This is a genomic window from Kaistella haifensis DSM 19056 (assembly GCF_000735695.2).
Taxonomy (GTDB): Bacteria; Bacteroidota; Bacteroidia; order Flavobacteriales; family Weeksellaceae; genus Kaistella; species Kaistella haifensis.
On the sequence record NZ_JASZ02000013.1, the window covers coordinates 24,809 to 47,470 of the forward strand.

Annotated in this window: 19 protein-coding genes; 9 read left to right on the top strand and 10 right to left on the bottom strand. The window is 36.1% G+C overall.

Annotated features, from left to right (window positions below; translation table 11 throughout):
* Positions 1–3 precede the first annotated feature (3 nt).
* The 4 genes from AP75_RS07580 to AP75_RS07595 all read left to right on the top strand — a co-directional run bounded on the left by AP75_RS07580 (position 4) and on the right by AP75_RS07595 (position 3,621).
* Entirely contained in the window at positions 4–882 is an 879-nt protein-coding gene (locus AP75_RS07580; RefSeq protein WP_088264090.1) for a c-type cytochrome, read from the top strand.
* A 95-nt stretch (positions 883–977) separates the two neighbouring features.
* A complete protein-coding gene (gene ccoG, locus AP75_RS07585; RefSeq protein ID WP_088264092.1) occupies positions 978–2,426 on the top strand; it encodes a cytochrome c oxidase accessory protein CcoG in 1,449 nt (482 codons plus the stop codon).
* Between the two features lie 5 nt (positions 2,427–2,431).
* The gene (locus AP75_RS07590) at positions 2,432–2,887 is read left to right on the top strand and encodes a FixH family protein (RefSeq protein ID WP_088264094.1); all 456 of its coding nucleotides are present in this window, start codon (positions 2,432–2,434) and stop codon (positions 2,885–2,887) included.
* Positions 2,878–3,621, top strand: a complete 744-nt coding sequence (locus AP75_RS07595; protein WP_031501307.1) for a sulfite exporter TauE/SafE family protein — start codon at positions 2,878–2,880, stop codon at positions 3,619–3,621. The genes AP75_RS07590 and AP75_RS07595 overlap by 10 nt, the downstream gene beginning before the upstream one ends.
* Positions 3,622–3,705: 84 nt before the next feature.
* Here AP75_RS07595 and serS read toward each other — a convergent pair whose 3' ends face one another.
* The 10 genes from serS to AP75_RS07645 all read right to left on the bottom strand — a co-directional run bounded on the left by serS (position 3,706) and on the right by AP75_RS07645 (position 15,145).
* Entirely contained in the window at positions 3,706–4,974 is a 1,269-nt protein-coding gene (gene serS / locus AP75_RS07600; protein ID WP_088264096.1) for a serine--tRNA ligase, read from the bottom strand.
* A 79-nt stretch (positions 4,975–5,053) separates the two neighbouring features.
* Positions 5,054–5,551: a hypothetical protein gene (locus tag AP75_RS07605; protein ID WP_088264098.1), complete on the bottom strand. Its 498-nt coding sequence runs from the start codon at positions 5,549–5,551 to the stop codon at positions 5,054–5,056.
* 15 nt (positions 5,552–5,566) lie between these two features.
* Positions 5,567–6,844, bottom strand: coding sequence for an MATE family efflux transporter (locus AP75_RS07610; RefSeq protein WP_088264100.1), 1,278 nt, complete (start codon positions 6,842–6,844; stop codon positions 5,567–5,569).
* A 1-nt stretch (position 6,845) separates the two neighbouring features.
* Positions 6,846–7,976: a glycosyltransferase gene (locus AP75_RS07615; protein WP_088264102.1), complete on the bottom strand. Its 1,131-nt coding sequence runs from the start codon at positions 7,974–7,976 to the stop codon at positions 6,846–6,848.
* Between the two features lie 45 nt (positions 7,977–8,021).
* Complete coding sequence (locus AP75_RS07620) at positions 8,022–8,513, bottom strand: hypothetical protein (protein WP_031501309.1); 492 nt, start codon at positions 8,511–8,513, stop codon at positions 8,022–8,024.
* Between the two features lie 22 nt (positions 8,514–8,535).
* Complete coding sequence (locus AP75_RS07625) at positions 8,536–9,663, bottom strand: hypothetical protein (RefSeq protein ID WP_143755836.1); 1,128 nt, start codon at positions 9,661–9,663, stop codon at positions 8,536–8,538.
* A gap of 58 nt (positions 9,664–9,721) precedes the next feature.
* Entirely contained in the window at positions 9,722–10,507 is a 786-nt protein-coding gene (locus tag AP75_RS07630) for a (Fe-S)-binding protein (protein ID WP_088264106.1), read from the bottom strand.
* A gap of 63 nt (positions 10,508–10,570) precedes the next feature.
* Entirely contained in the window at positions 10,571–11,902 is a 1,332-nt protein-coding gene (locus tag AP75_RS07635) for a (Fe-S)-binding protein (protein ID WP_088264108.1), read from the bottom strand.
* 19 nt (positions 11,903–11,921) lie between these two features.
* A complete protein-coding gene (locus tag AP75_RS07640) occupies positions 11,922–12,872 on the bottom strand; it encodes an MlaD family protein (protein ID WP_088264110.1) in 951 nt (316 codons plus the stop codon).
* 125 nt (positions 12,873–12,997) lie between these two features.
* Positions 12,998–15,145 carry a peptidylprolyl isomerase gene (locus AP75_RS07645; protein ID WP_031501275.1) on the bottom strand — a complete coding sequence of 716 codons (2,148 nt, stop codon included), beginning with the start codon at positions 15,143–15,145 and terminating at the stop codon, positions 12,998–13,000.
* Between the two features lie 238 nt (positions 15,146–15,383).
* Between AP75_RS07645 and lon the strand changes: the two genes are divergently transcribed.
* The 5 genes from lon to AP75_RS07670 all read left to right on the top strand — a co-directional run bounded on the left by lon (position 15,384) and on the right by AP75_RS07670 (position 22,645).
* The gene (gene lon / locus AP75_RS07650) at positions 15,384–17,789 is read left to right on the top strand and encodes an endopeptidase La (RefSeq protein ID WP_031501276.1); all 2,406 of its coding nucleotides are present in this window, start codon (positions 15,384–15,386) and stop codon (positions 17,787–17,789) included.
* Between the two features lie 276 nt (positions 17,790–18,065).
* The gene (pgi, locus tag AP75_RS07655; protein WP_088264112.1) at positions 18,066–19,706 is read left to right on the top strand and encodes a glucose-6-phosphate isomerase; all 1,641 of its coding nucleotides are present in this window, start codon (positions 18,066–18,068) and stop codon (positions 19,704–19,706) included.
* Between the two features lie 28 nt (positions 19,707–19,734).
* The gene (locus AP75_RS07660) at positions 19,735–20,619 is read left to right on the top strand and encodes a bifunctional 5,10-methylenetetrahydrofolate dehydrogenase/5,10-methenyltetrahydrofolate cyclohydrolase (protein ID WP_031501277.1); all 885 of its coding nucleotides are present in this window, start codon (positions 19,735–19,737) and stop codon (positions 20,617–20,619) included.
* Positions 20,612–21,244 carry a 7-carboxy-7-deazaguanine synthase QueE gene (locus tag AP75_RS07665; protein WP_031501278.1) on the top strand — a complete coding sequence of 211 codons (633 nt, stop codon included), beginning with the start codon at positions 20,612–20,614 and terminating at the stop codon, positions 21,242–21,244. Before AP75_RS07660 ends, AP75_RS07665 begins: the two co-directional genes overlap by 8 nt.
* A 33-nt stretch (positions 21,245–21,277) precedes the next feature.
* Positions 21,278–22,645 carry an exopolysaccharide biosynthesis polyprenyl glycosylphosphotransferase gene (locus AP75_RS07670; RefSeq protein ID WP_031501279.1) on the top strand — a complete coding sequence of 456 codons (1,368 nt, stop codon included), beginning with the start codon at positions 21,278–21,280 and terminating at the stop codon, positions 22,643–22,645.
* The last annotated feature ends 17 nt before the right edge of the window (positions 22,646–22,662 follow it).

Below are 22,662 nucleotides of genomic sequence, written 5' to 3' on the forward strand. Positions count from 1 at the left end.
CAAATGAAACAAAGAACGCCGGTATACGTTACCATACTCATAATACTTTGTATTTTATATATTGTATTTTACATGTTTGTTCAAAATGCGTCTTTTCTTAGCTCTCCGTATTTTTGGGGCACAGCAGTTATTTCTACTATTATCGCCCTGATCCATAATTCAATAGGAGACTTAATTGAAAATGCAAAGTTTAAGGCACTTTCCGAAGAGGAGAAAAAAGCTTATCTAGAATCTAAAAAAGTTCCTTACTTTAAGGCACTTTACAATAGTGCATTCAAAAAGCAATCTGCAACTGAAGAAAAAGACATTCTGATCGACCATGGCTTCGACGGAATTATGGAACTTGATAACCAATTGCCAAAGTGGTGGCTCGGCCTTTTCTGGTTCGGTATTGCCTATTGTGCAATTTACATGGTGTCTTTCGCTTTCACGGATTTTGCACACCAAGAGAACGAGTATGACGAAGAGTATAAAGCACAAACCGCAAGCATCGCTGAATATGTAAAAAATACACCTCCGCCAACCATCGAAAATGCGGTGTACTCACCTGAAAATATCGAAGCAGGTGCAGAGGTTTTCAAAACCAACTGCGTTTCTTGTCACGGCGACGGAGGAAAAGGAGGAATTGGTCCGAACCTGACTGATAATGCTTGGATTAATCAACCAGAAAAAACTTTGTTTAAAAACGTATTCCATGTGGTTGAAAATGGTTCTCCAAACAACCCCACCATGCAAGCTTGGGGAAAAAATGGTGTACTTACCGGATTTGATATCCAAAATGTGGCAGCTTATGTTTATCATATTAACCAAGAACAAAAACCTATTACTCCTGCTGAAGGCGGTGCTGCACCACAAGGTACACCTGCCCATTGGGAGAAGTAAGTAATCGAGTAAAACAATAGCTTTTGAAAACATAATTCGTTATTTTTGTAAAATAAAATAACGGATTATGTTTTTTTATTTAAAAATAAATAACAATGGCAGAAGATCAAAATTTTAGAGGCGGACAAGGACAAGTAGTAGATCCCGAAACTTTCAGAGATTCGGTAGGAACTATGGATAATGCAGGGAAGAGAAAATGGATTTTTCCTCGAAAACCTAGTGGGAAATATACTAATTATAGAACCATAGTAGCATATTTCCTATTGGCCGTATTTTTTATCCTTCCTTTTTTAAAAATCAATGGCAATCCCGTGCTTCTCATCAATGTAATTGATCGGCAGTTTTTCATTTTCGGGCAACCGTTTTTCCCGCAGGATTTCTTTATTTTAGCGTTAGGAGCAATTACTTCTATTGTTTTTATCATTTTGTTTACCGTAGTTTTCGGGCGAATTTTCTGCGGATGGATCTGTCCACAAACCATTTTTCTTGAAATGATTTTCAGAAAAATTGACTATTTAATCGAAGGAGACCGAAACAAACAAATGAAACTCGACCGACAAGAATGGAATTCTGAAAAAATCTGGAAGAGATCCTTGAAATGGTCAATATTCCTCATTATTTCCTTAATCATCACTCATTGGATGTTTATGTATATTGTGGGATATCAAGAAGTCTTTAACATGGTTAAAGAAGGTGCTTTCAATAATTTTACCAGCTTTTTGGTAATGATTGTCTTCACGGCCGCCTTTTATTTCACTTTTGCATGGTTCAGAGAGCAGGTCTGCACCTTGGTTTGTCCATACGGAAGATTACAAGGGGTGCTTATTGATAAGCAAACCATCAACGTATATTACGATTTCAAAAGAGGAGAAAAGCGTTCGAAATGGAGAAAAGGCGAAGACCGAAAAGCACAAGGAAAAGGCGATTGCATCGATTGTTACCAATGTGTTGTAGTATGTCCAACCGGCATTGATATCCGAAACGGACAACAACTCGAGTGTATAAACTGTACCGCTTGTATTGATGCTTGCGATGAAGTAATGGTGAAGGTAGGTTTACCACCAGGTTTAATTCGATATGCTACAGAAGATGAAATCGAAAAAGAAGTTCCTTTCAAATTTACCGGAAGAATGAAGGCTTATTCTGTTGTTTTGTTGCTGATGCTTGGTTTTTTAGGATTCTTGCTTAGTAATCGCGGTACTATGGAGGCCAAATTCATCAAACCGGCCGGTTCTACGTATTTTGTGCGAGACGGACAGATTACCAATATCTACAACTACACCTTCCTTAATAAATCCAATAAAGACCAGATCGTAACCATAAAAATTATGGAGCCAGCTCACGGAACGGTAACATTAAGTACAGCCGATAAAATTCTTCTCAAAAAAGATCAAATAACCAAAGGAACAGTGAACATCAGTTTCCCGGAAAAGGAAATTAAACTTTCCAAACAGAAAGTGAAAATAGGGGTTTACGATCAAAAAGGAGAACTACTGGATACCTTCGAAACCTATTTTGAAGGTCCATTTAAATTACAATTTTAATTAAAATGCTAAAAAAACTCAATTGGGGGCACGGTGTCGCAATAGCGCTCGGTTCTTTCATCATATTTATTCTTTTTTTAATCTTCGTTTACTCCAGCGGAATGAAGAATTCCGAACTTATTTCGGATGATTATTATCAAGATGAACTCACCTATCAACAAGTGATTGATGCTAAAAATAACGCAGAAACTTTAAGCCAAAAACCTGCTTATAGCCAAGATAAGAATGGAATTACAATTGTATTTCCACAAAGTGTAAGCGTTAATGATTCTAAAGTGAATTTCACGCTTTTCCGTACCGACGACGGAAATCTTGATGTGAAAAAAGAAATTACTTTGGACGGAAGTAAGCAATTTACTATTCCTTCGAAAGTACTTTCAGCAGGATCATACACCTTGAAAGTAAGTTGGAAAGAAAACAAAAAACCTTATCAACTCGATTACGACGTTCAATGGAAATAGCACTCATCATTTCGGCATTGGGTTTAGGATTCGCATCCGGTTTCCACTGTATTGGAATGTGTGGTCCTATTGCACTTTCAATGGGATTGACCAAAAAACAAGCCACCAATTATTACCTCCAGAATCTTATCTACCAGTTGGGAAGAATCGTAACTTATGCTGTGTTAGGCGGAGTTTTAGGAATAATAGGACAAGGTTTCCAAATGGCAGGATTCCAGCAATATTTAACTATCATCGTTGGTGTCATATTGATATTAATGGCACTGTTTTCATTTGGCGGAAAAGATTTTGCTTCCAAAATTCCTTTTCTCTCTCAATTCCTTTTTACCGTTAAAATGAACTTGGGAAAACTTCTTCAAAAAGCCGATTACAAATCTCGTTTCACCACAGGTATTCTCAATGGATTATTGCCTTGCGGAATGGTTTACATGGCTCTAACAGCAAGTTTGGCAGCAGGCGGAGTTTGGCAAAGTTCAGTTTTTATGGCGCTTTTCGGGTTAGGAACTTTACCATTTATGTTTTTCGTGGTTCTTGTAGGAAATTTAATGACAACTGCATTAAGAATAAAAATACTAAAATTTGTTCCTGTAATGATGATCATTTTGGGAGGTCACTTCATCCTTCGCGGATTAGAAATAGGCATTCCGTATGTTTCACCAAAAAAAGAAGCATTGCAAGTAATTCACAACAATTCCATTGATCACCAACAAGGTAATCACCACAGTTGCCATTAATTATTAATTGAAAAAATAATAATTCACAAAAATAAAACCACCGCAATCACGGTGGTTTTCTTATGTTTTAAAGTTTAAATAATTTTAGTCGATCAACTCAAATCTAGTATAAGCTGCGATTTTCTCTGGAATTCGAATTCCGTTTTCTGTTTGGTTATTTTCCAAAAGTGCTGCCATAATTCTTGGCAAAGCCATTGCAGAACCATTTAGAGTATGAACCAATTGAGTTCTTCCTTCGCCTTTGAAACGACATTTCAAACGATTTGCCTGGAAGGTTTCGAAATTGGAAACGGAAGACACTTCCAACCATTTTTCTTGCGCTGCACTCCAAACTTCGAAATCGTAAGTCATCGCTGAAGTAAAACCCATATCTCCGCCACAAAGTCTTAAAATCCTGAAAGGTAGCTCTAGATCAGTCAAAATAGATTTTACGTGTTCAACCATTTCTTCCAAAGCTGCGTAAGAATTTTCAGGTTTTTCTAAACGAACGATTTCCACTTTCTCGAATTGGTGCAAACGGTTCAAACCACGAACATGGGCCCCATAACTACCAGCTTCTCTTCGATAGCATTGTGAAAATGCGGTGTTTTTGATTGGCAACTCTTTCTCATCCAACAAAACATCTCTGTACAAATTGGTCACAGGAACTTCCGCAGTAGGTATTAAATAAAGATTATCCTCGTTTACAAAATACATTTGACTTTCTTTATCAGGAAGTTGTCCTGTTCCGTAACCAGAAGCTTCATTCACCACATGAGGCGGATTCACTTCCAAATAACCGGCATCGGTGTTTTTATCAAGAAAATATTGCACGAGCGCTCTTTGCAATCTCGCCCCTTTCCCGAAATATACCGGAAAACCTGCTCCGGCAATCTTCACACCGAGTTCAAAATCAATTAAGTTATATTTCTTCGCCAATTCCCAGTGCGGAATAGCACCTTCGTCCAAACCTTCTACATCATGAGATTGGTAGATGATTTCGTTGTCATCAGCGGAAGTTCCCGCAACTACTTTTTCGTAAGGAATATTCGGAATTAGATAAAGAATTTCCAAAAGTCGGGCTTCGGTTTCTTTTAAATTTTGCTGAAGGTTTTGCGAGTTTTCTTTAAATTCTGCAGTTTTAGATTTAGCTGCCTCTGCTTCTTCTTTTTTTCCATCTTTCATCAGAATTCCAATTTCTTTTGAAATTTTGTTCATCTCGGCCAAATTCTGGTCGAGTTCGAACTGGAATTTTTTTCTTTCGTCATCGGCAGAAATAGCTTCATCAACCAAGTCCAGTTGTTTGAAATTTCTTTTCTGTAAACCCTGCAAAATGCGTTCTTTGTTTTCGCGCAAAAAATTAACCTGTAACATAACGGAGTGAAAATTGTATAATTATGATTTTAATAATCGGTTCGATGACCAAGTGATCGATTGAGCACAAATTTAGTGATTATTTCACGATTTTTACGATGTTCGGCTGATCTTGTACTTTGGTAAATTTAAGTTGCCCATTATACCAAACGTTTGCCACCTGAAAAAGCGTAGGAGAAGAATTATAGTGCACAATCATCGTGTCATTAATAGAATAGTTGGTAGAATCGTTGATAACTTTGGTCATTGCTAAAGCGATTTTAGATTCGTAAATTTTCTGAGAAGCCGAGGAATCGACAAGAACTCTTCGGGAACCGGCAACATATTCAATATAGCTTATTGTATCAGCATCTTTTTTTTGATTAAAACTCACCGGAGCATTATCGGTAATTCCATAAACGTCGTTCATGGAAATGTTCGTGTAGCCACCCTTCAAATTGGAATTCAGCATATCTTGACCTGCCGAATCAATATAAACCTGAAGTATCTGATCGATCTGCTGCACCTCCACATCATCTTTTCTACAAGAAAGAAATGCCAAAAAAGCAACGAGAAATAAGAAAAAAAGATTTTTCATGAAGGCAAAGGTAAATTATTTTGATAGCTTAGTGCTAGATTTGGTTTTAAAAAAATGGCTTAAAAGTAAATTTATTTCATTTTTAGAGAACAAAAAATCTTTAACATGAAACTCGGTTATCTGGTAAAATCGCCAAAATAAAAGCCCTGAAGAAAGGCAATAAGAAACCGTGGTTACAAGACACGCTCCGCGAACTCCCCATTTTGGAATTGCGTAAAACGAAGCTATAACTGTGAAAACCAACCCAACCAAAGATTTGATATTCAATATTTTCAGCTTATTAATTCCCGCAAAATAATATCCGATAATATTACTTACCGCAATCGCCAAAATTCCTGGTGAAAGAAGAATCATTATTTCTTTGGTTTGAGTGAAATCTTTACCAAAAATAAACGAAAAAATATCTGCAGGAATGAGAAGAATTATGACCAAAAACGAAAAAGTAATTAAAAAACTAATTTTCAAATTGACTTTTGTTTTTTCAATCGCTTCGTTGTGGTTATTGCTATTTACCAAATCTGCATAAAGTACAATTGACAAGCTTTTGCTTACCATCCAAATCGCTTCTGAGAGAGCAATTCCGACCGAGAAAATACCCACACTGGCAATTCCTTTGAAAAATTCAAGAAAATAAAACGAAAGTCTGTAATTGAGAAACTGAAGAAACGCGCTTAGTTGTGATTTCCAGCCATAATCAAATAATTTGTTGCGAATTTCTTTGGAAAATTTAATCTGTGAAATAGTGCATTTTTTCAAAACCTGCATGGTGCTCACCAAAAATAAAATACCAAAACAGATAATTTGACCTATAAAATAGGCGTCAACAGAGGTTATTTTAACAAGATAAACAAGAATAATGATGAATAAAACATGGCAAACCTGCTGTAAAACAGTGTAAATATTAAAAAGTTGGATATTTTTTTGTCCGACAAATAAATTGATATTTGTAGCTAAAAGCGACGATAAAACGCTGAGAGCTATTAAATAATTGGAATATTCGATGGTATGATAAAATCCAATAATAATCGGAATCAAAAACCCAACAACGATTGACCATAAGTAAGCAAAAGGTAGAATTTCTTCTGTTTTATACTTCGGTGCAAAATAAGAAATACTGCTTCCTACAAAAATGTTAGCAAAAAAACTGATAATGGTAAGATCGGCTATAACAATGGAAATCACTCCTTTTCCTTCGCTACCCCACATATTGGTGCTGTAAATCACCAAACCGAAATTAAGTAACAGAATAAAAAAACGGGACAAAAAAGTCTTCAAAACCGCATAATGTTTCATGCTACTTAATCGCTTTTTTTATGAAATCTACAAAATCGTCTTTTATGGCATTCCAGTTATAGTTTTTCTCATATTCAACTATTGCTTGATGGGCGTGAGTAGAATAAATCTCAGGATTTTCTATATATTTTATAATATGATCCGAAATGGCGTTTGAATCTTTTGGATCAACTAAATGCCCAAATTTAGAAACATCCATGTGAATTCTAGTGGCCTTCAAATCAGTATAAATCACTGGCTTTCCGGATGCAGCATAATAAAATATCTTGATGGGAAGACAATGATGATTCTCAAAATTCAAACTTCTTAAATCAAAACAAATATCGGCATCAGCATAAGAAGACGTGAAACTTTCAAAAGAGGTCGGTTTTGAAATTGCAATGTTTTGAAATTGATATTTTGACAAGAGCTTCTGAAAATAGTGCTCGTCTTTTTCCTTTCTGGCTCCTCCAACCAACAAAATTTTAATCTCTAATTCTGGCTTTTTTTTCCTTAAACAATCAATTGCTTCAAAGAAATTACCAATACCTTTTTCTTCAGAAAATTGTCCGGTATAGCAAAGTGTAATTTTATTTGGAGATAAATTATTGATTTTCTGATGGATATAAACATCATCAGGATAATACGGTGATGTCAATTTCTTTTTAAATGGAAATAAATAAGCCAACGGAAACTTTTTGGTTTCCTCCCCAAAAATATAGTGAGAACTCAAAAAACCAGCATATAACTGAACCAAAAAAAACTTTATGGCATGAACAAATTTCATGGGGAAAGAAAATCTTTCTACCATCCTCATCGAAGGATACCATTCTGTGATATCGTAAACTAAATGAATGTTTTTTCTTTTTACAAAATCCTTCGCAGCAATTACAGCGATGGGTTCTGAGCAAATGATAAGATCCGGATCAAATGAATTAATGACTTTCTTAAATGCTTGAATTTTGTTCTGAATGGATGTTTCCAAAATAGAAAACGACTCAATTTGAATTCCCTCTATTTCACCGGAAAATTCAGAACTTAGGCTGCATATTTTTATCGAAAAGCCATTTTTTAAAAGTTCTTTCGCTTGGTGAAAAAATATTCTGTCATCATCAAACCGATGCGAAGAAGTAAGAAATAAAATTTTTGACATAAGTCTTCATTTGATTCGCTGAAAAATTCTTAATGATAATTCTAACTAATCAACATAAATCCCTGCCCAACTTCTATTGAGAGGCAATAGAAAATCGCTGAGAAAAGCTACATAAGTATTCTTCGAGAAATCGAATACTTCGATGTCGGTTGAAATTGTTTTTTCTTTCAAACCTTTTCGGAAATCTTGCAATTTCATGGTTTTGGTTTCTCCGTTTTCGATGAAACATGCTTTCATTCTATCAAATAATCCCAATTCAAATTCCGAATCCAATTCTCTCATGATAGCTCCTAAAGCATCGATGCTGCAGCCGGAAGCAGCTTCTTTTTCTTCGTCAACACAAATCACAATAAATTGATTTTTCTCGATTTTAAAGGATGAAGAAAGTGGTTTTCCGTGTGCAGCCCAAGTTGCAAGAAAATCGTATAATTTTTCGGTAATTATTTTGCTTTCCTTAGGTGAAAAAGGTCGTGATGCAGGATATACTATTACTCTATAATCAGTGGTTTCTACGATATTTGATTCTTCTATTTTCATTTTAATTTTTTAAAGTATAAAATTACGCAATTTTCTTGATTTGGTGTTTCCCATATTTCTTGCTCAATGCAAATAAGAAAATGATGAATAAAAGCATTACAAATCCAATGAAAAACCTTAAAGTCCCGCCTTGTGGGAAAAATAGAAATTTAATAAAAATGTTTACAAAAAACAAGGAAGCCAAAATTCTTATCCATGAATCTTTTGAAATATAAAATGTTGCTCCTAATAGAAAAAGTGAAAGGAGGGTAACTTTTTTAAAATTGATGAATTTCAAAATAATGAAATCCCGATATTCTACGAAAGTAAAATCTGCTTTTTGAGCAGAAATAATTGGTCTTCGGTGGATGAAAGTATCATAAAACACATCTTTCCAACCCGGATAATGATAAAATTTTATGATAAAAAGGTAAATCAACATTAATGAAAAGCCTTGTAAAATAAGATGAAAACCTATTTTTTTATCTTTTTTCAAATAATCATATACAAAAACAGCGAAAAGATAAGTTAGTGCGAATAAAATAAAATCTGGCCGAATAAGAACGCAACAAAGCAAAATTATATATCTCCAGACCTGATTTTTATTTTGAATAACATTGATGACAAACAAAAGCATGAAAACCAATAGAAAAATATCCGGTGTTGGATTCTGCGCCATACTTCTTACCGCTGGAAACCACATTAAAAACAAACTCAAAGATGCCGCTAAAAGATGATTGTTCGGAAAGAAATATTTAAATAAATAAAAAAGCAGAACTCCACAAAAGAAGTAAGAAAATATATTGAGTAAAAGTACCGCATGTGGCCCCGAAACTCCTAATTTATAGAGAACATAAACAAACGCGTTGTATCCTATTTTGATTTGATAATAAGGCAATTGCTCTCCAAAAGCCTTAAAATTCTTCACAAAAACCTGGTTGGCTTCATTATAAGCAATTATATCATGATACTCTCTGGGAGACGCTTCTTTTTTTATTGTGCTATAAACCAGCTCATGAACATATTCTGGATTTTTGGGATATTCCCAAGTATAAATACTTCCCAAATAACCGGGCATATCCCAATCGTAAACTCTATTTTGGTAACAAGAAACAGTTAAAACACCAAGTACAAAAAGAAACAGACAAGATATAATGTACTTTATGTTCACGTTTGAGTTTTATAATTTCCTTAAAATTTTTTAAATAAATATTTTAAAGCCCTCAATATTACAAATCCTCCGCTTCCGCAAGAAGTTCTACGATATCTTTTACGGCGACTTCATTGTTTTTATTGAAATGTTTCACTCCATCAGTCATCATGGTGTTGCAGAAAGGACAACCGGTAGCGATGATATTTGGAGTTTCTGCTAAAGCTTCTTCCGTTCTTTCTATGTTGATGTCTTTGTTACCTTTTTCAGGTTCTTTGAACATTTGTGCACCACCGGCTCCACAGCAAAGTCCGTTGGATTTGCAACGTTTCATTTCTACTAATTCCGCATCTAATTTTTCTAGAAGCATTCTTGGCGCTTCATATTCATCATTCCCTCTTCCGAGATAACACGGATCGTGGAAAGTGATTTTTTTGCCTTTAAAGCTACCTCCTTCTATTTTCAATCGGCCTTCTTCCATCAATTTTTTCAGGAATTGGGTGTGATGCATTACTTCGTATTTTCCGCCTAAACCTGGATATTCATTTTTAATAATATTGAAACAATGCGGACAAGAGGTTACGATTCTTTTCACCTCATAAGCATTCATAATTTCGATATTGGTTAATGCCATCATCTGAAAAATGAATTCGTTTCCAGCTCGTTTTGCGGGATCACCATTGCACGATTCTTCTTGACCAAGAACCGCAAATTCCACTCCTACTTTGTGCAAAATTTTGCAGAATGCTTTGGTAATTTTCTTCGCTCTATCATCAAAACTTCCTGCGCAACCAACGAAAAATAAAACTTCCGGTGCTTTCCCTTCGGCAGCATATTCTGCCATTGTTTTTATTGTGAAATCCATGTTTTTATAAGTAATTAGTAAGGAGCAATTTTAAATTTATCCGATTTTCAAATGTTTTAGAACTTAGTTTTCGGTTGCCCATTTTAGTCGATCAGCTTGGTTGTACTGCCACGGTGCAGCATTGTTTTCAATATTGGTCATCATCAGATTTAATTCCTGTGGCGCTGAAGACTGCTCCATCACCAGGAATCTGCGCATTTCAAAAATAATAGACAACGGATCAATTAACACCGGACAGGCCTCCACACAAGCGTTACAAGTGGTACATGCCCAAAGTTCCTCTCTTGAAATATAATCGTCGAGTAACTTTTTGCCATCATCGACAAATTTTCCGTTTTTATTAATGTTTTTACCCACTTCTTCAATTCTGTCGCGGGTGTCCATCATAATTTTTCGTGGTGAAAGTTTTTTGCCTGTAATATTCGCCGGACAAACCGCCGTACATCTTCCGCACTCTGTGCAAGAATAAGCATTCAACAACTGAACCTGATTCAAATCGAAAATATCATTGGCACCGAATTTATCAGGAACTGCGTTCGGATCTGCATCTGCAGGAGCTGCGTAAGGATCAGCGTTGGGATCCATCATCAGTTTAATTTCTTTGGTAACCGAATCCAGATTATTGAATTTTCCTTTCGGCTGTAAATTCGCAAACCATGTGTTTGGAAATGCAAGAATAATATGCAAATGTTTCGAATAATAGAGGTAATTCATAAAGAAAAGAATTCCCAGGAAATGAAACCACCAAGCGGCTCTTTCGATAAAAATTAAGGTATTATCGCTAAAATTATTGAAAATTGGAGCTAAAATATTGGACGAAATCGGGAAACTTCCGTGTTCGGCAAGAACGCCTCTTTGCTGAAGAACCCAATCTGCGGCATTCATTGTAAAGAAAGCCATCATCAATGCAAATTCGATAATTAAAATCCAGTTTGCATCAATTTTTGGCCAACCGAAAAGTTCTTTCATGTTGAGTCTTTTCACTCCATAGAAATTTCTACGGATAAAAAATACCACGACCGCAAAAACCACCAAAAGTGCTAAAACGTCCAAAGTCGCAGTAAAAGCAGCATACAAAGAATGTCCTAAAATCCCTGAAAGAAAACGGTGGGTACCGAAAATTCCATCAACAATAATTTCTAATAATTCAATATTAATGATCACAAAACCCACATAAACCAAAATGTGCAAAAATCCGGCTATCGGACGTTTGGTCATTTTGCTCTGTCCGAGCGCTACTTTTCCCATGGTTTTCCATCTTTCGGACGGATGATCGGTTCGATCGATGGCTCTTCCGAGTTTGATGTTACGATAAATTTCTTTTAAACTTTTAAAAAAAAGTCCAAAACCTGCGATAAGGGCGATCAAGAAAATGATATTGTCAATATATTGCATATTGAGAGGTTTTTAGTCTTTAGTTGGAACTGTTTTTCCCAAATACAGAGAAATTGAGGTATCTCTTTGGGTTTTCTTTTAAATCAAGAATCAGTTTATTTAGGTTTTGCGAAGATTCATTTAGATTTCTGTAAAGTTCTTCATCTTTCGTCAATTTTCCAAGCGATCCTTCACCATTCTGTATGCCGGAAATAACACCATTTAATTTATCTGCAGTAAGACTGAGTTTATCAATTGTATTATTAAGCTTTTGCACATCAACTTGTTCTGCCACTCTTCCGTATTTATCAATCGCAGTTCTTGCGCTAATCGTTGCTAAATTTGCATTATCGAGAACTTGCTGAACACGCGGATCATTGTTAGCGAGCAACGCATTAGTTTGTCGAGATGTTCCTTCGAAGGAAGCTACGGTTCGGTTAAGGTTTTGCAATAAAGCTTTAATTTCAGCTTTGTTTTGATCATTCAAAATCTGGTTTGCATTATTGGCAAGAGAATCTACACGCTTCAAAACAATTTGCAATTGATCTTTCACCGGACCCACTTGCGAGGAAATATTATTCATCATCGAAAGGGTGAAAGCTCCAGCCAAAGTATCGCCATCTTTTGCCATCGGATTTCCGTAAGCAAGATTGACACGCATTTGCTTGCCAGACATTAGCCCTGGTTCGAAGATTTCAAGGGTTGATTTTTTGGAAAATATAAATTCATCATCCACCGTAACCTTCACGACAAAGTGGATTTTACCATCTTTCTCAGTCACTGGAACAATCTCATCAACTTGCCCTACCTTTAAACCGTTGATTGAAACAGGATTAGAAGCCTCCAATCCTTCAACATTGTCGAATTTTGCGTAAAATATATTATCGGTAGTAAATAGACTTTTGCCTTTCATAAATTGGAATAAAATGACAAACCCTACGATCGCTAAAAGTGCGATTAATCCTGCTTTTATTTCTTTTGAGTACTTCACTCTGATTTATTTTTTTAATGAACAAATATAATACATTTTACTGAAACGCAATTTTTGTGCCTTGGTTTAAAGACACCAAAAGCGACCTTAGAGAGTCGCTTTTGATTTTATTGCTAGTAAGGAGCTTATTGTTGTGCTGCCTTGTTATAAACTTCGATTCTATAATCTTTAATTTTGGCATTATCCTGAAGGCTTTTCAGCAATGCTTGCCCAAATTGTTGTGCATTTTGGCTTGCAATAGACTGCGCAATCTGCTTTGCATCTCCGGGTTGCTTGTTGATCGTTTCAGATTTTTTCACCAAAACATAAACTCCGGTTGCTCCTTCCACAGGGTTCGAAAGTTTTCCTTTTGCCACTCCGAATGCTGCTCCAGCTACTTTAGGTTCCATTGCTCCAGCAAGTTGCGGGCTTAGCAAATTCACTTGTGCAGATTGTTTTCCTGTAGAGAACAATTTCGCGATTTGATCTAATGAAGTTGCTTTCGCTGCGGCAATTTTATCTGAAATATGTTTTGCGATCAATTTATTCATCACAATTGGTTCGATTTGTTCCCTTACCGCTTCTGCATCAGCTGTTCCTGCATCTTGTACGCCGTTCAAATAAACAATAACTCGGTCGCCGGTTCCATCCACTGTGAAAATGTCTGTATCTCCTTTTTCACGTTTTTTATCGAAAGCCCAAGCGATGATTTCTTCATCTTTATCGGTTCCTAAACCTGGTAATTGCCCTTGGAAACGGCCAACTTCTTTCGGATTGAAAAATTGGTAATTATTTTTCTTTGCAATATTCGCAAAATCGTTGAAGGATTTCCCTTGCACCTGCTGAATGAATTTGGTTGCTTTCGTATAAACTTCGTTTTCTGTTTTGTCAGATGCTTTAATTGCTTTCACAAGGTTGGCAACTTTATAGGTCATCGCTCCAGATTTTTTATCTTCGATATTGATGATGTGATAACCGAAAGGCGTTTCCGCAATACCGGTAGTTCCTTTTGCGTTAGAAGCTAGGAAATTTAAATATCCCGGTGCGAAAGGAGTTTCAGGAGTTGTCCAACCTACGCTTCCGTTTCTTTCAACAGCATTTGGTTCGTCAGAAAGTTTTAAACCTTCCGCAAATTTTGCCGGATTTGCTTTGATTTGTGCCAACAAGTCTTCTGCAATTTTTTTCGCTTCTGCCTGAGTTCTTGTTGCTGTAGAACGTTCCGCTCCTTTGTAAGCAATCAAAATATGTTTTGATAGTGTAGAATCTGAAGTTTTCTTATCTAATAATTTAGAAACAACATAGAAATTTTGCTCTTTATAAGGTCCGAAAGTAGTTCCAGGACTTGCTGCTGCTACTTTATCTTTAATTCCTGAAGGAAGTTGGTTCGCTGAAAAATATTGTGGATTAAAAGGCATATCCGAATTTAACGCAACAAACATGGAATCGTTTGCTGTATTTTGGAAATTTTCTTTTCCTCCGCTCACGTCGCTTCCTTGCGAATAAAGTTTGGTAATTTCAGCTAAAGTTGCTGCATCGTCAGTCGCACTTGCTGCTGCAGGGAAATATACAACTCCTAGATTTCTGCTCGCATCTCTTTTGAACATGATCGGGTGAGCCTTGATATAATCCTCCAAATCTTTAGTAGAAACTTTTATAGGATTTTTCTGCGCATAAGCGTTATAATCAATTTTTACATAATCGATATTAGCAAGTTGATCTCTCTGCTTCATCATTTCTTCCGCTTCTTTTTTACTTACGGTAATACCGGTTGAAACGTTCGCAAAAAGTTGTCTAGCCATCATTCTATACTCAATAGCTTTTCTGGTTTTCAACCAATTGTTGTACATCTCAACATTTCCGCTGTTTTTCAGCTCTTCAATTTGCTTCTTTATTTCCTGACTTTTGAAATTGCCTTTAGCATCAAAATTTTCAGGATTTTGGGCAAACATAGGATCATATTGCAATTGATTCCAGAACATCTCTTCTGTTAGCGTAAGCCCCATTTTCTCAAATTGTTGTTTGATTAATTTGGATTGCACCAACATTTGCCATGCTTGTTCTTCTAAACCAGAAGTTGGTTGACCTTGTTGCTGAGCTTGCTGTTGCAATATGAAAAGCTGATCATCAAAATCTTCTTTTGAAATTTCTTCGCCATTCACTTTCCCTAAAACACCTGGATTCGCACCAAACAGTTTCTCTAAACTATCCGGGTTTACTACGAAAGCCAACATCGCCAATGCGATAATTCCCATCAAAAGCCAAGGTCTGTTTCTAATCTGTCCTAAAACTGCCATTTTATTTATATAATTTTTATCAGTGTGCGAAAATACACATTTTTAACAGATTAAGAAAAAAATTAATCCTTTTAAAAATAATTTTTACCAGAAATGGAAATTTTGGCTAAATTATCTAATGGCACAATGCTTGTGAAATTAGATGCGCCTAATTATTTTAGGGAGTTACAGAGCAAAACTTTCAATTTGCTTATTAATACATTTTAATTAACATGACATTTTGTCATTCTATAATATTATGAAAGAATTTGAAGATTTCAATTTTGATGAAATAATGGATGAAGGTTTCAGCATTGTCGCTGAAGAAATCAATATGGATAATGATGTTGATCTTTCCGAAAATTCGGAACAGAAGATTTTTCCGATTTTACCGGTTAGAAATATGGTAATGTTCCCGAAAGTAGTCATCCCGATTACGGCGGGCCGCGAAAAGTCGATCAAACTTCTCGAAGAAGCACAGAAGAACAACGAATATATTGGAATCTTGAGCCAAAACAATTCGAGCATAGAAGATCCCACTGAGGATGACCTCTATAAAACCGGTACTTTAGCAAAGATCATCAAAATTATTAAACTACCGGAAGGAAACGTTACGGCGATTACTCGGGGTTTCCAAAGATTTACCGTTAAAAAATTCACCGAATCCAAACCTTATTTTAAAGCGGAAATTTCCAAACTAAAAGAGGTTAATTCTAAAAAACCAGAAGAATATGCTGCGCTTATAGAAAACATCAAAGATTTAGCGTTAAAAATTGTCGATTTGGATCCAAATATTCCAAATGCAGCAAATTTCGCGATCAAAAATATGAGCGACAATGAAGATCTGCTGAACTTTATTTGTACCAATGCAAATTTTTCTTCAGCAGAAAAACAAAAACTTCTGGAAGAAAAAAACCTGATGAACAGAGCCGAGAAATGTTATGAACTGATGCATAATGATTTCCGAAAACTGGAATTGCGCAATCAAATTCATCAAAAAACAAATCGCGAACTCGACAAAAGCCAGAGAGAATATTTCCTGAACCAGCAAATGCGCGCCATTCAGGAAGAGCTTGGCGGCGGCCCAGAATCCGATATTGAAGAACTTTTGCAAAAGGCAAAAAAAATATCATGGAACGAAGAAGTAGAAAACCATTTCCAAAAAGAAATCAGCCGACTTCAGCGACAAAATCCAAATTCACCAGACTATAATGTTCAGCGAAATTACCTCGATTTTTTCACCGAACTTCCGTGGGAATCTTATTCGAAAGACATTTTCGATATTAGTAAAGCCGAAAAAGTTCTCGATAAAGCACATTTTGGATTAGAAGACATTAAAAAAAGAATTTTAGAACACATGGCGGTCCTAAAACTCAAAAACAATATGAAATCGCCAATTTTATGTTTGGTTGGACCTCCGGGAGTTGGTAAAACTTCCCTCGGAAAATCTGTTGCAGACGCACTTGGCAGAAAGTATGTGAGAGTTTCTTTAGGCGGTTTGCACGATGAATCCGAAATTCGCGGACACCGAAAAACCTATATCGGTGCGATGGCAGGTAGAATTTTACAATCAATAAAAAAAGCAGGAACCTCCAATCCGGTGATCGTTTTAGATGAAATCGATAAAATCGGACAGGGAATTCACGGAGATCCGAGTTCCGCTTTACTAGAAGTTCTCGATCCGGAACAGAATAATTCTTTCTATGATAATTTCCTAGAACTGGGTTACGATCTTTCTAAAGTAATGTTTATTGCGACCGCAAACTCACTTTCTACCATTCAGCGACCTTTGTTGGACAGAATGGAAATTATTCAGATTGCTGGTTACACTTTAGAAGAAAAGGTAGAAATCGCCAAAAGACATTTAATTAAAAAACAACAAGCAGAAAACGGGCTTGATACAAAATCTTTCAAACTCGGAAATCCCGAACTGAAACATATTATAGATGCACACACCTCGGAAAGTGGCGTGCGTGGTTTGGAAAAACAGATCGCTTCGGTAGCAAGATGGGTAGCTTTGCAAACCGCTTTAGAAAATGTGTACGATCCAAAAATCACCATCAGCAAAATTGATGAAATTTTGGGGGTTCCAAGACCAAAAAGTTTATCAGAAATCACCGGAGTTCCCGGTGTGGTAATAGGTTTAGCATGGACGCAAGTTGGTGGAGACATCCTTTTCATTGAAAGCATCTTGAGCGAAGGAAAAGGAAATCTCTCAATGACAGGAAATCTAGGAACGGTGATGAAAGAATCCGCAACCATCGCGCTGGAATACATCAAAGCAAAGCATGATGAATTGGGCATTTCTTCAGAAGATATTCAGAAGAAAAACATCCACGTTCACGTTCCGGAAGGCGCAACACCAAAAGATGGTCCCTCTGCAGGAATTGCAATGCTTACTTCTATTGTTTCAAGCTTTAAGAACAAAAAAGTAAAATCTCATCTTGCGATGACCGGCGAAATTACACTTCGCGGGAAAGTGCTTCCAGTTGGCGGCATTAAAGAAAAATTACTCGCTGCAGCAAGAGCCGGAATCACCGAAATTATCTTGTGTGAAGCGAATAGAAAAGATGTTGAAGAAATTAAAAAAGATTATCTAAAAACTCTTAAAATCAATTACGTAAACCGCATGAGTGAAGTAATCGACCTTGCAATTGAAAAATAATTTCAATAGAAATCGATAATTAAGTAATCTTATTTTTCAATTAATAGCTTAATTAAGGAAATTATAAGACTTAAATTATTTTTGCTTTTCTCATTAATGTTCGTCAATGCAGGGCTCGACAAATTTTCCATGACATGCGGATGCTGTAAAATTAAAAACCATTTTTAATTAGTATTAAATTTAGCTTAATCGACAAACTTCGCCTCCGGATTTTCCGGAGGTTTTTATTTTTCCGTAAATTTGTGGCGTTTAAATTCCTTATTTCATTAAAAATATATGTTACCAAAAATAAATCCGACTCAAACTTCCGCATGGATAGCATTAAACCAGCATTTTGCTAACACCGATTTTGATCTGCGTTCGCTTTTTCAAAACAATCCGGAGCGTTTCAACCAATTTTCGAGAGTTCGTCCGAATTATCTATTTGATTTTTCAAAAAATCTTATTAATGATGAAACTTTCGAATTATTAGTAAAATTAGCCGAAGAAACCGAACTGAAGTCTGCAATCGAAAAAATGTTTTCCGGGGACAAAATCAACGAAACCGAGGGAAGAGCTGTTTTGCATACGGCATTGAGAGATTTTTCAGGAAAAGAAATTCTTGTAGACGGACAAAACATAAAACCCGGAATTGAAAAAGTGCTACATCAAATGAAAACCTTTTCCGAAAAAGTAATTTCGGGAGAACACAAAGGGTATTCAGGAAAAGAAATTACCGACGTGGTGAATATCGGAATTGGTGGATCGGATCTGGGTCCAGCGATGGTTTGTTCTGCTTTAAAACATTATAAAACTCGATTAAATGTACATTTCGTGTCGAATGTCGATGGAAATCATATCGCCGAAGTGGTGAAAAACCTCAATCCAGAAACCACTCTTTTCATCATCGCATCGAAGACTTTTACCACTCAGGAAACAATGACCAACGCGGAAACAGCGAAAAACTGGTTCTTAAAATCCGGAAAACAAGAAGATGTAGCCAAACATTTTGTAGCTTTATCAACTAATATTCAGTCCGTTAAAAGCTTTGGAATTGCAGAAGAAAACATTTTTGAATTCTGGGATTGGGTTGGCGGAAGATTTTCACTTTGGAGCGCAATCGGTTTAAGCATTGTGCTTGCGGTAGGGTACGAAAATTTCGAACAATTACTAAAAGGCGCACATGAAGCGGATATCCACTTTCGAACCGCAGATTTCAAGGAAAACGTTCCTGTTTTAATGGCACTATTGGGAATTTGGTATCGAAATTTTTTTAATGCCGCAACTTATGCCATCTTGCCTTACTCGCAATATTTGGATCGTTTTCCCGCTTATCTGCAACAAGGTGACATGGAAAGTAACGGAAAATGCGTTGACAGAAATGGTGAATTTGTAGATTACAAAACCGGTCCAATTATTTGGGGAGAACCGGGAACTAATGGTCAGCACGCGTTTTACCAATTGATTCACCAAGGCACGGAACTGATTCCGGCGGATTTTATTGCTTATGTGAAATCTTGCAATCCTATTTCTGATCATCAGGAAAAACTATTGGCAAACTTTTTTGCACAGACTGAAGCCTTAGCTTTTGGTAAAACTGAAGCCGAAGTAATTGCAGAATTTGAAAATCAAGGTAAAAAAGAAGAAGAATATCAACATTTGATTAATTATAAAATCTTCCACGGAAATACTCCAACAAACTCATTGTTATTCAATGAATTAACTCCTTTTTCCTTAGGAGAATTAATTGCGCTTTACGAGCATAAAATTTTTGTACAAGGTGTAATTTGGAATATATTCAGTTTCGATCAATTTGGTGTAGAATTAGGAAAAGTTTTAGCCGGGAAAGTACTTTCGGAACTTAAAAATGAAGAGCTGGTAAGCTCTCATGATTCTTCTACCAATGGTTTGATGAATTATTTTAAAGCAAATAAATAATCTGAAATCAATAAAAAGTAAAAATAAAATGGCACAAATCCTCGATGGTCTTAAAGTTTCGAAAGAAATAAAACAAGAAATCCGCGCAGACGTAGAAAAAATCGTCGCTAACAAGAGAAGACCACCACATTTGGTTGCAATTTTGGTGGGAAGCAACGGCGCAAGCATTGCTTATGTTAATAACAAAATAAAAGATTGCAAAGAGGTCGGTTTTAAATCTTCTTTGGTGAAATTCCCGAGTACTGTTTCGGAATCGGAACTTTTAGAAAAGATTGATGAACTCAACAAATCGAAGGATGTCGATGGATTTATTGTACAATTGCCTTTGCCTAAACAAATCGATCAGGAAAAAATCATCATGGCGATTGATCCAAGAAAAGATGTAGATGGTTTTCACCCAGAAAATTTCGGGAAAATGGCTTTGGAGATGGATACGTTCTTGCCCGCAACTCCATACGGAATTCTCACATTATTAGAACGTTACGGAATCGAAACCAAAGGAAAACACTGTGTAATTATCGGAAGAAGTCGCATCGTTGGAAAACCAATGAGTATTTTGATGGGCCGCAAAGATTTCCCCGGAAATTCCACAGTAACCCTCACGCATTCTTACACTCCACATATTGAAAAATTCACACAAAACGCTGATATTGTGATCACTGCATTAGGCGATCCAAATTTCCTTAAAGCCGAAATGATCAAAGGAGGTACGGTAATTATCGACGTGGGAATTACCAGAGTTGACGATGCTTCGGAAAAAGGATATCATCTCGCAGGGGATGTTGATTTCGAAAGTTGTAAAACAAAAGCTTCTTGGATTACACCAGTTCCCGGCGGTGTAGGTCCTATGACCAGAGCGATGCTCATGAAAAACACCATATTAGCTTATAAAACCTCAGTTTATAATGATTAAAGAAGAAGAAAATATATTACTAAATGAAGGAAAAATGCTCCCTGTGATGGAGCATTTTTACACTTTACAAGGAGAAGGTTCGCATACCGGAAAGGCTGCTTATTTCATCCGTCTCGGCGGTTGCGACGTGGGTTGCCATTGGTGTGACGTTAAGGAAAGTTGGGATCCAAACCTTCACCCACTGATGAATACTGAAGAAATTGCCCAAACGGCAGCAAAATACTGTAAGACCATCGTTTTAACCGGCGGAGAACCACTAATGTGGAACCTTGTTCCGCTTACTACCCGTTTGAAAGAGTTGGGATGCACCATTCACATTGAAACTTCCGGTGCTTATGACATGAGCGGAATTTTGGACTGGATCACGCTTTCACCAAAAAAAAACGGACTTCCAAAAGAAGAAATTTATGCCAAAGCCAGTGAATTAAAGGTCATTGTTTTCAATAATAACGACTTCAAATTCGCGGAGGAACAAGCTGCAAAAGTTTCGGAAAACTGCAAATTATATCTACAAAGCGAGTGGAGCAAAAGAAATGAAATGTATCCAAAGATCACCGATTTTATTCTCGCGAACCCAAAATGGCAGGCTTCCGTACAGACTCATAAATATTTGAATATCCCATAATTTATATTAAATTTACTTTTTATATAAGGATTTATGCAAAAAATTCGATATTCTCGGTATTTTAAGATCGTTTTCATTCTTCTTGATGTTATTGTAATTACAGGGGTTTTCTTGTTTTTTTTTATGAGAAACAATGAGGTGCGATATGATCAAAATGTTTGGGAACAAAATGCGTTATCGATTATTTTGCTTACGCTGTTTTGGATTCCTCTTAGTGGCAGAACCAAATTATATTCCGTTGCTCGAAACATCACCTACACCATTTACCTAGAACGACTTGTAACTCACATCTTTATTTTTATTTTTGGGGTAATTCTTTTGGCAAAAGTGAGCAATAATGATTTTCTGAAATTGGATCGTTTTTACATTGCGATTGCATTGTTTTTATTGCTTTTTTTTATTAAATCTTTGGTGTTTTTCACCCTGAAATATTTAAGAGCAAAAGGGATAAATTATCGAAATATCATGTTTTTAAATGATGATCCTGCTACGGAAATCCTTAGAAATATTTTAACCGAAAGAAAAGATTATGGTTTTCGCATCTTCGAATTTCCTGACAATGAAGAATTTAGCTATAAAAAACTAGTTGATTTCTGGAAAGAAAACGGAATTCACACCCTATATCTCTCATCTTTAAGATTCGAAAATCAGCAGGAACAAGAAATCCTGCGATTGGCAGAGCGCCACAAAGTGCGTATTTCATTGATCCCTAGTATTGCCAAGAACAATTTTTTTCAGTACGATTTGGGATATGTCGAGATGCAACCTGTTTTGATTAGATCCAAATTTCCCTTAGACTTTTTTACCAATATCATCATCAAAAGAACATTTGACATCATTTTTGCTATTCTTATTTTAGGACTGATTTGCACTTGGCTTTTCCCATTGATTGCAATTTTGATTAAACTCGACAGCAAAGGTTCCATTTTTTTTCTTCAAAAAAGGTATGGATTTCATGATCAGGTTTTCCAATGTATCAAATTTCGTACGATGTATGAAAATGATGGTTCAACCACGAAAACAACTCAGGAAAACGATAAAAGAGTGACCAAAATAGGGCGTTTTCTTAGAAAAACAAGTTTAGATGAAATGCCACAATTTTTGAATGTTTTGCGAGGCGAAATGTCGGTAGTTGGACCAAGACCGCACATGTTATTGGTAGATGATTTTTATAAACTAAAAATCGGAAGATACTCGATAAGAAGCTTGGTAAAGCCTGGTATCACAGGATTAGCTCAGGTGAATGGATTGCGCGGCAATACTGGTGATATTGAAATTAAAATGAAAAAAAGAATCTTGGCGGATGCTTTCTATGTGAAAAATTGGAGCATAAGTTTGGATTTAGTCATCATTTTTAAAACCATTTTTTTGGTGATTGGTGGAGATAAAAACGCCAATTAAAAAATTGATAAAATAAA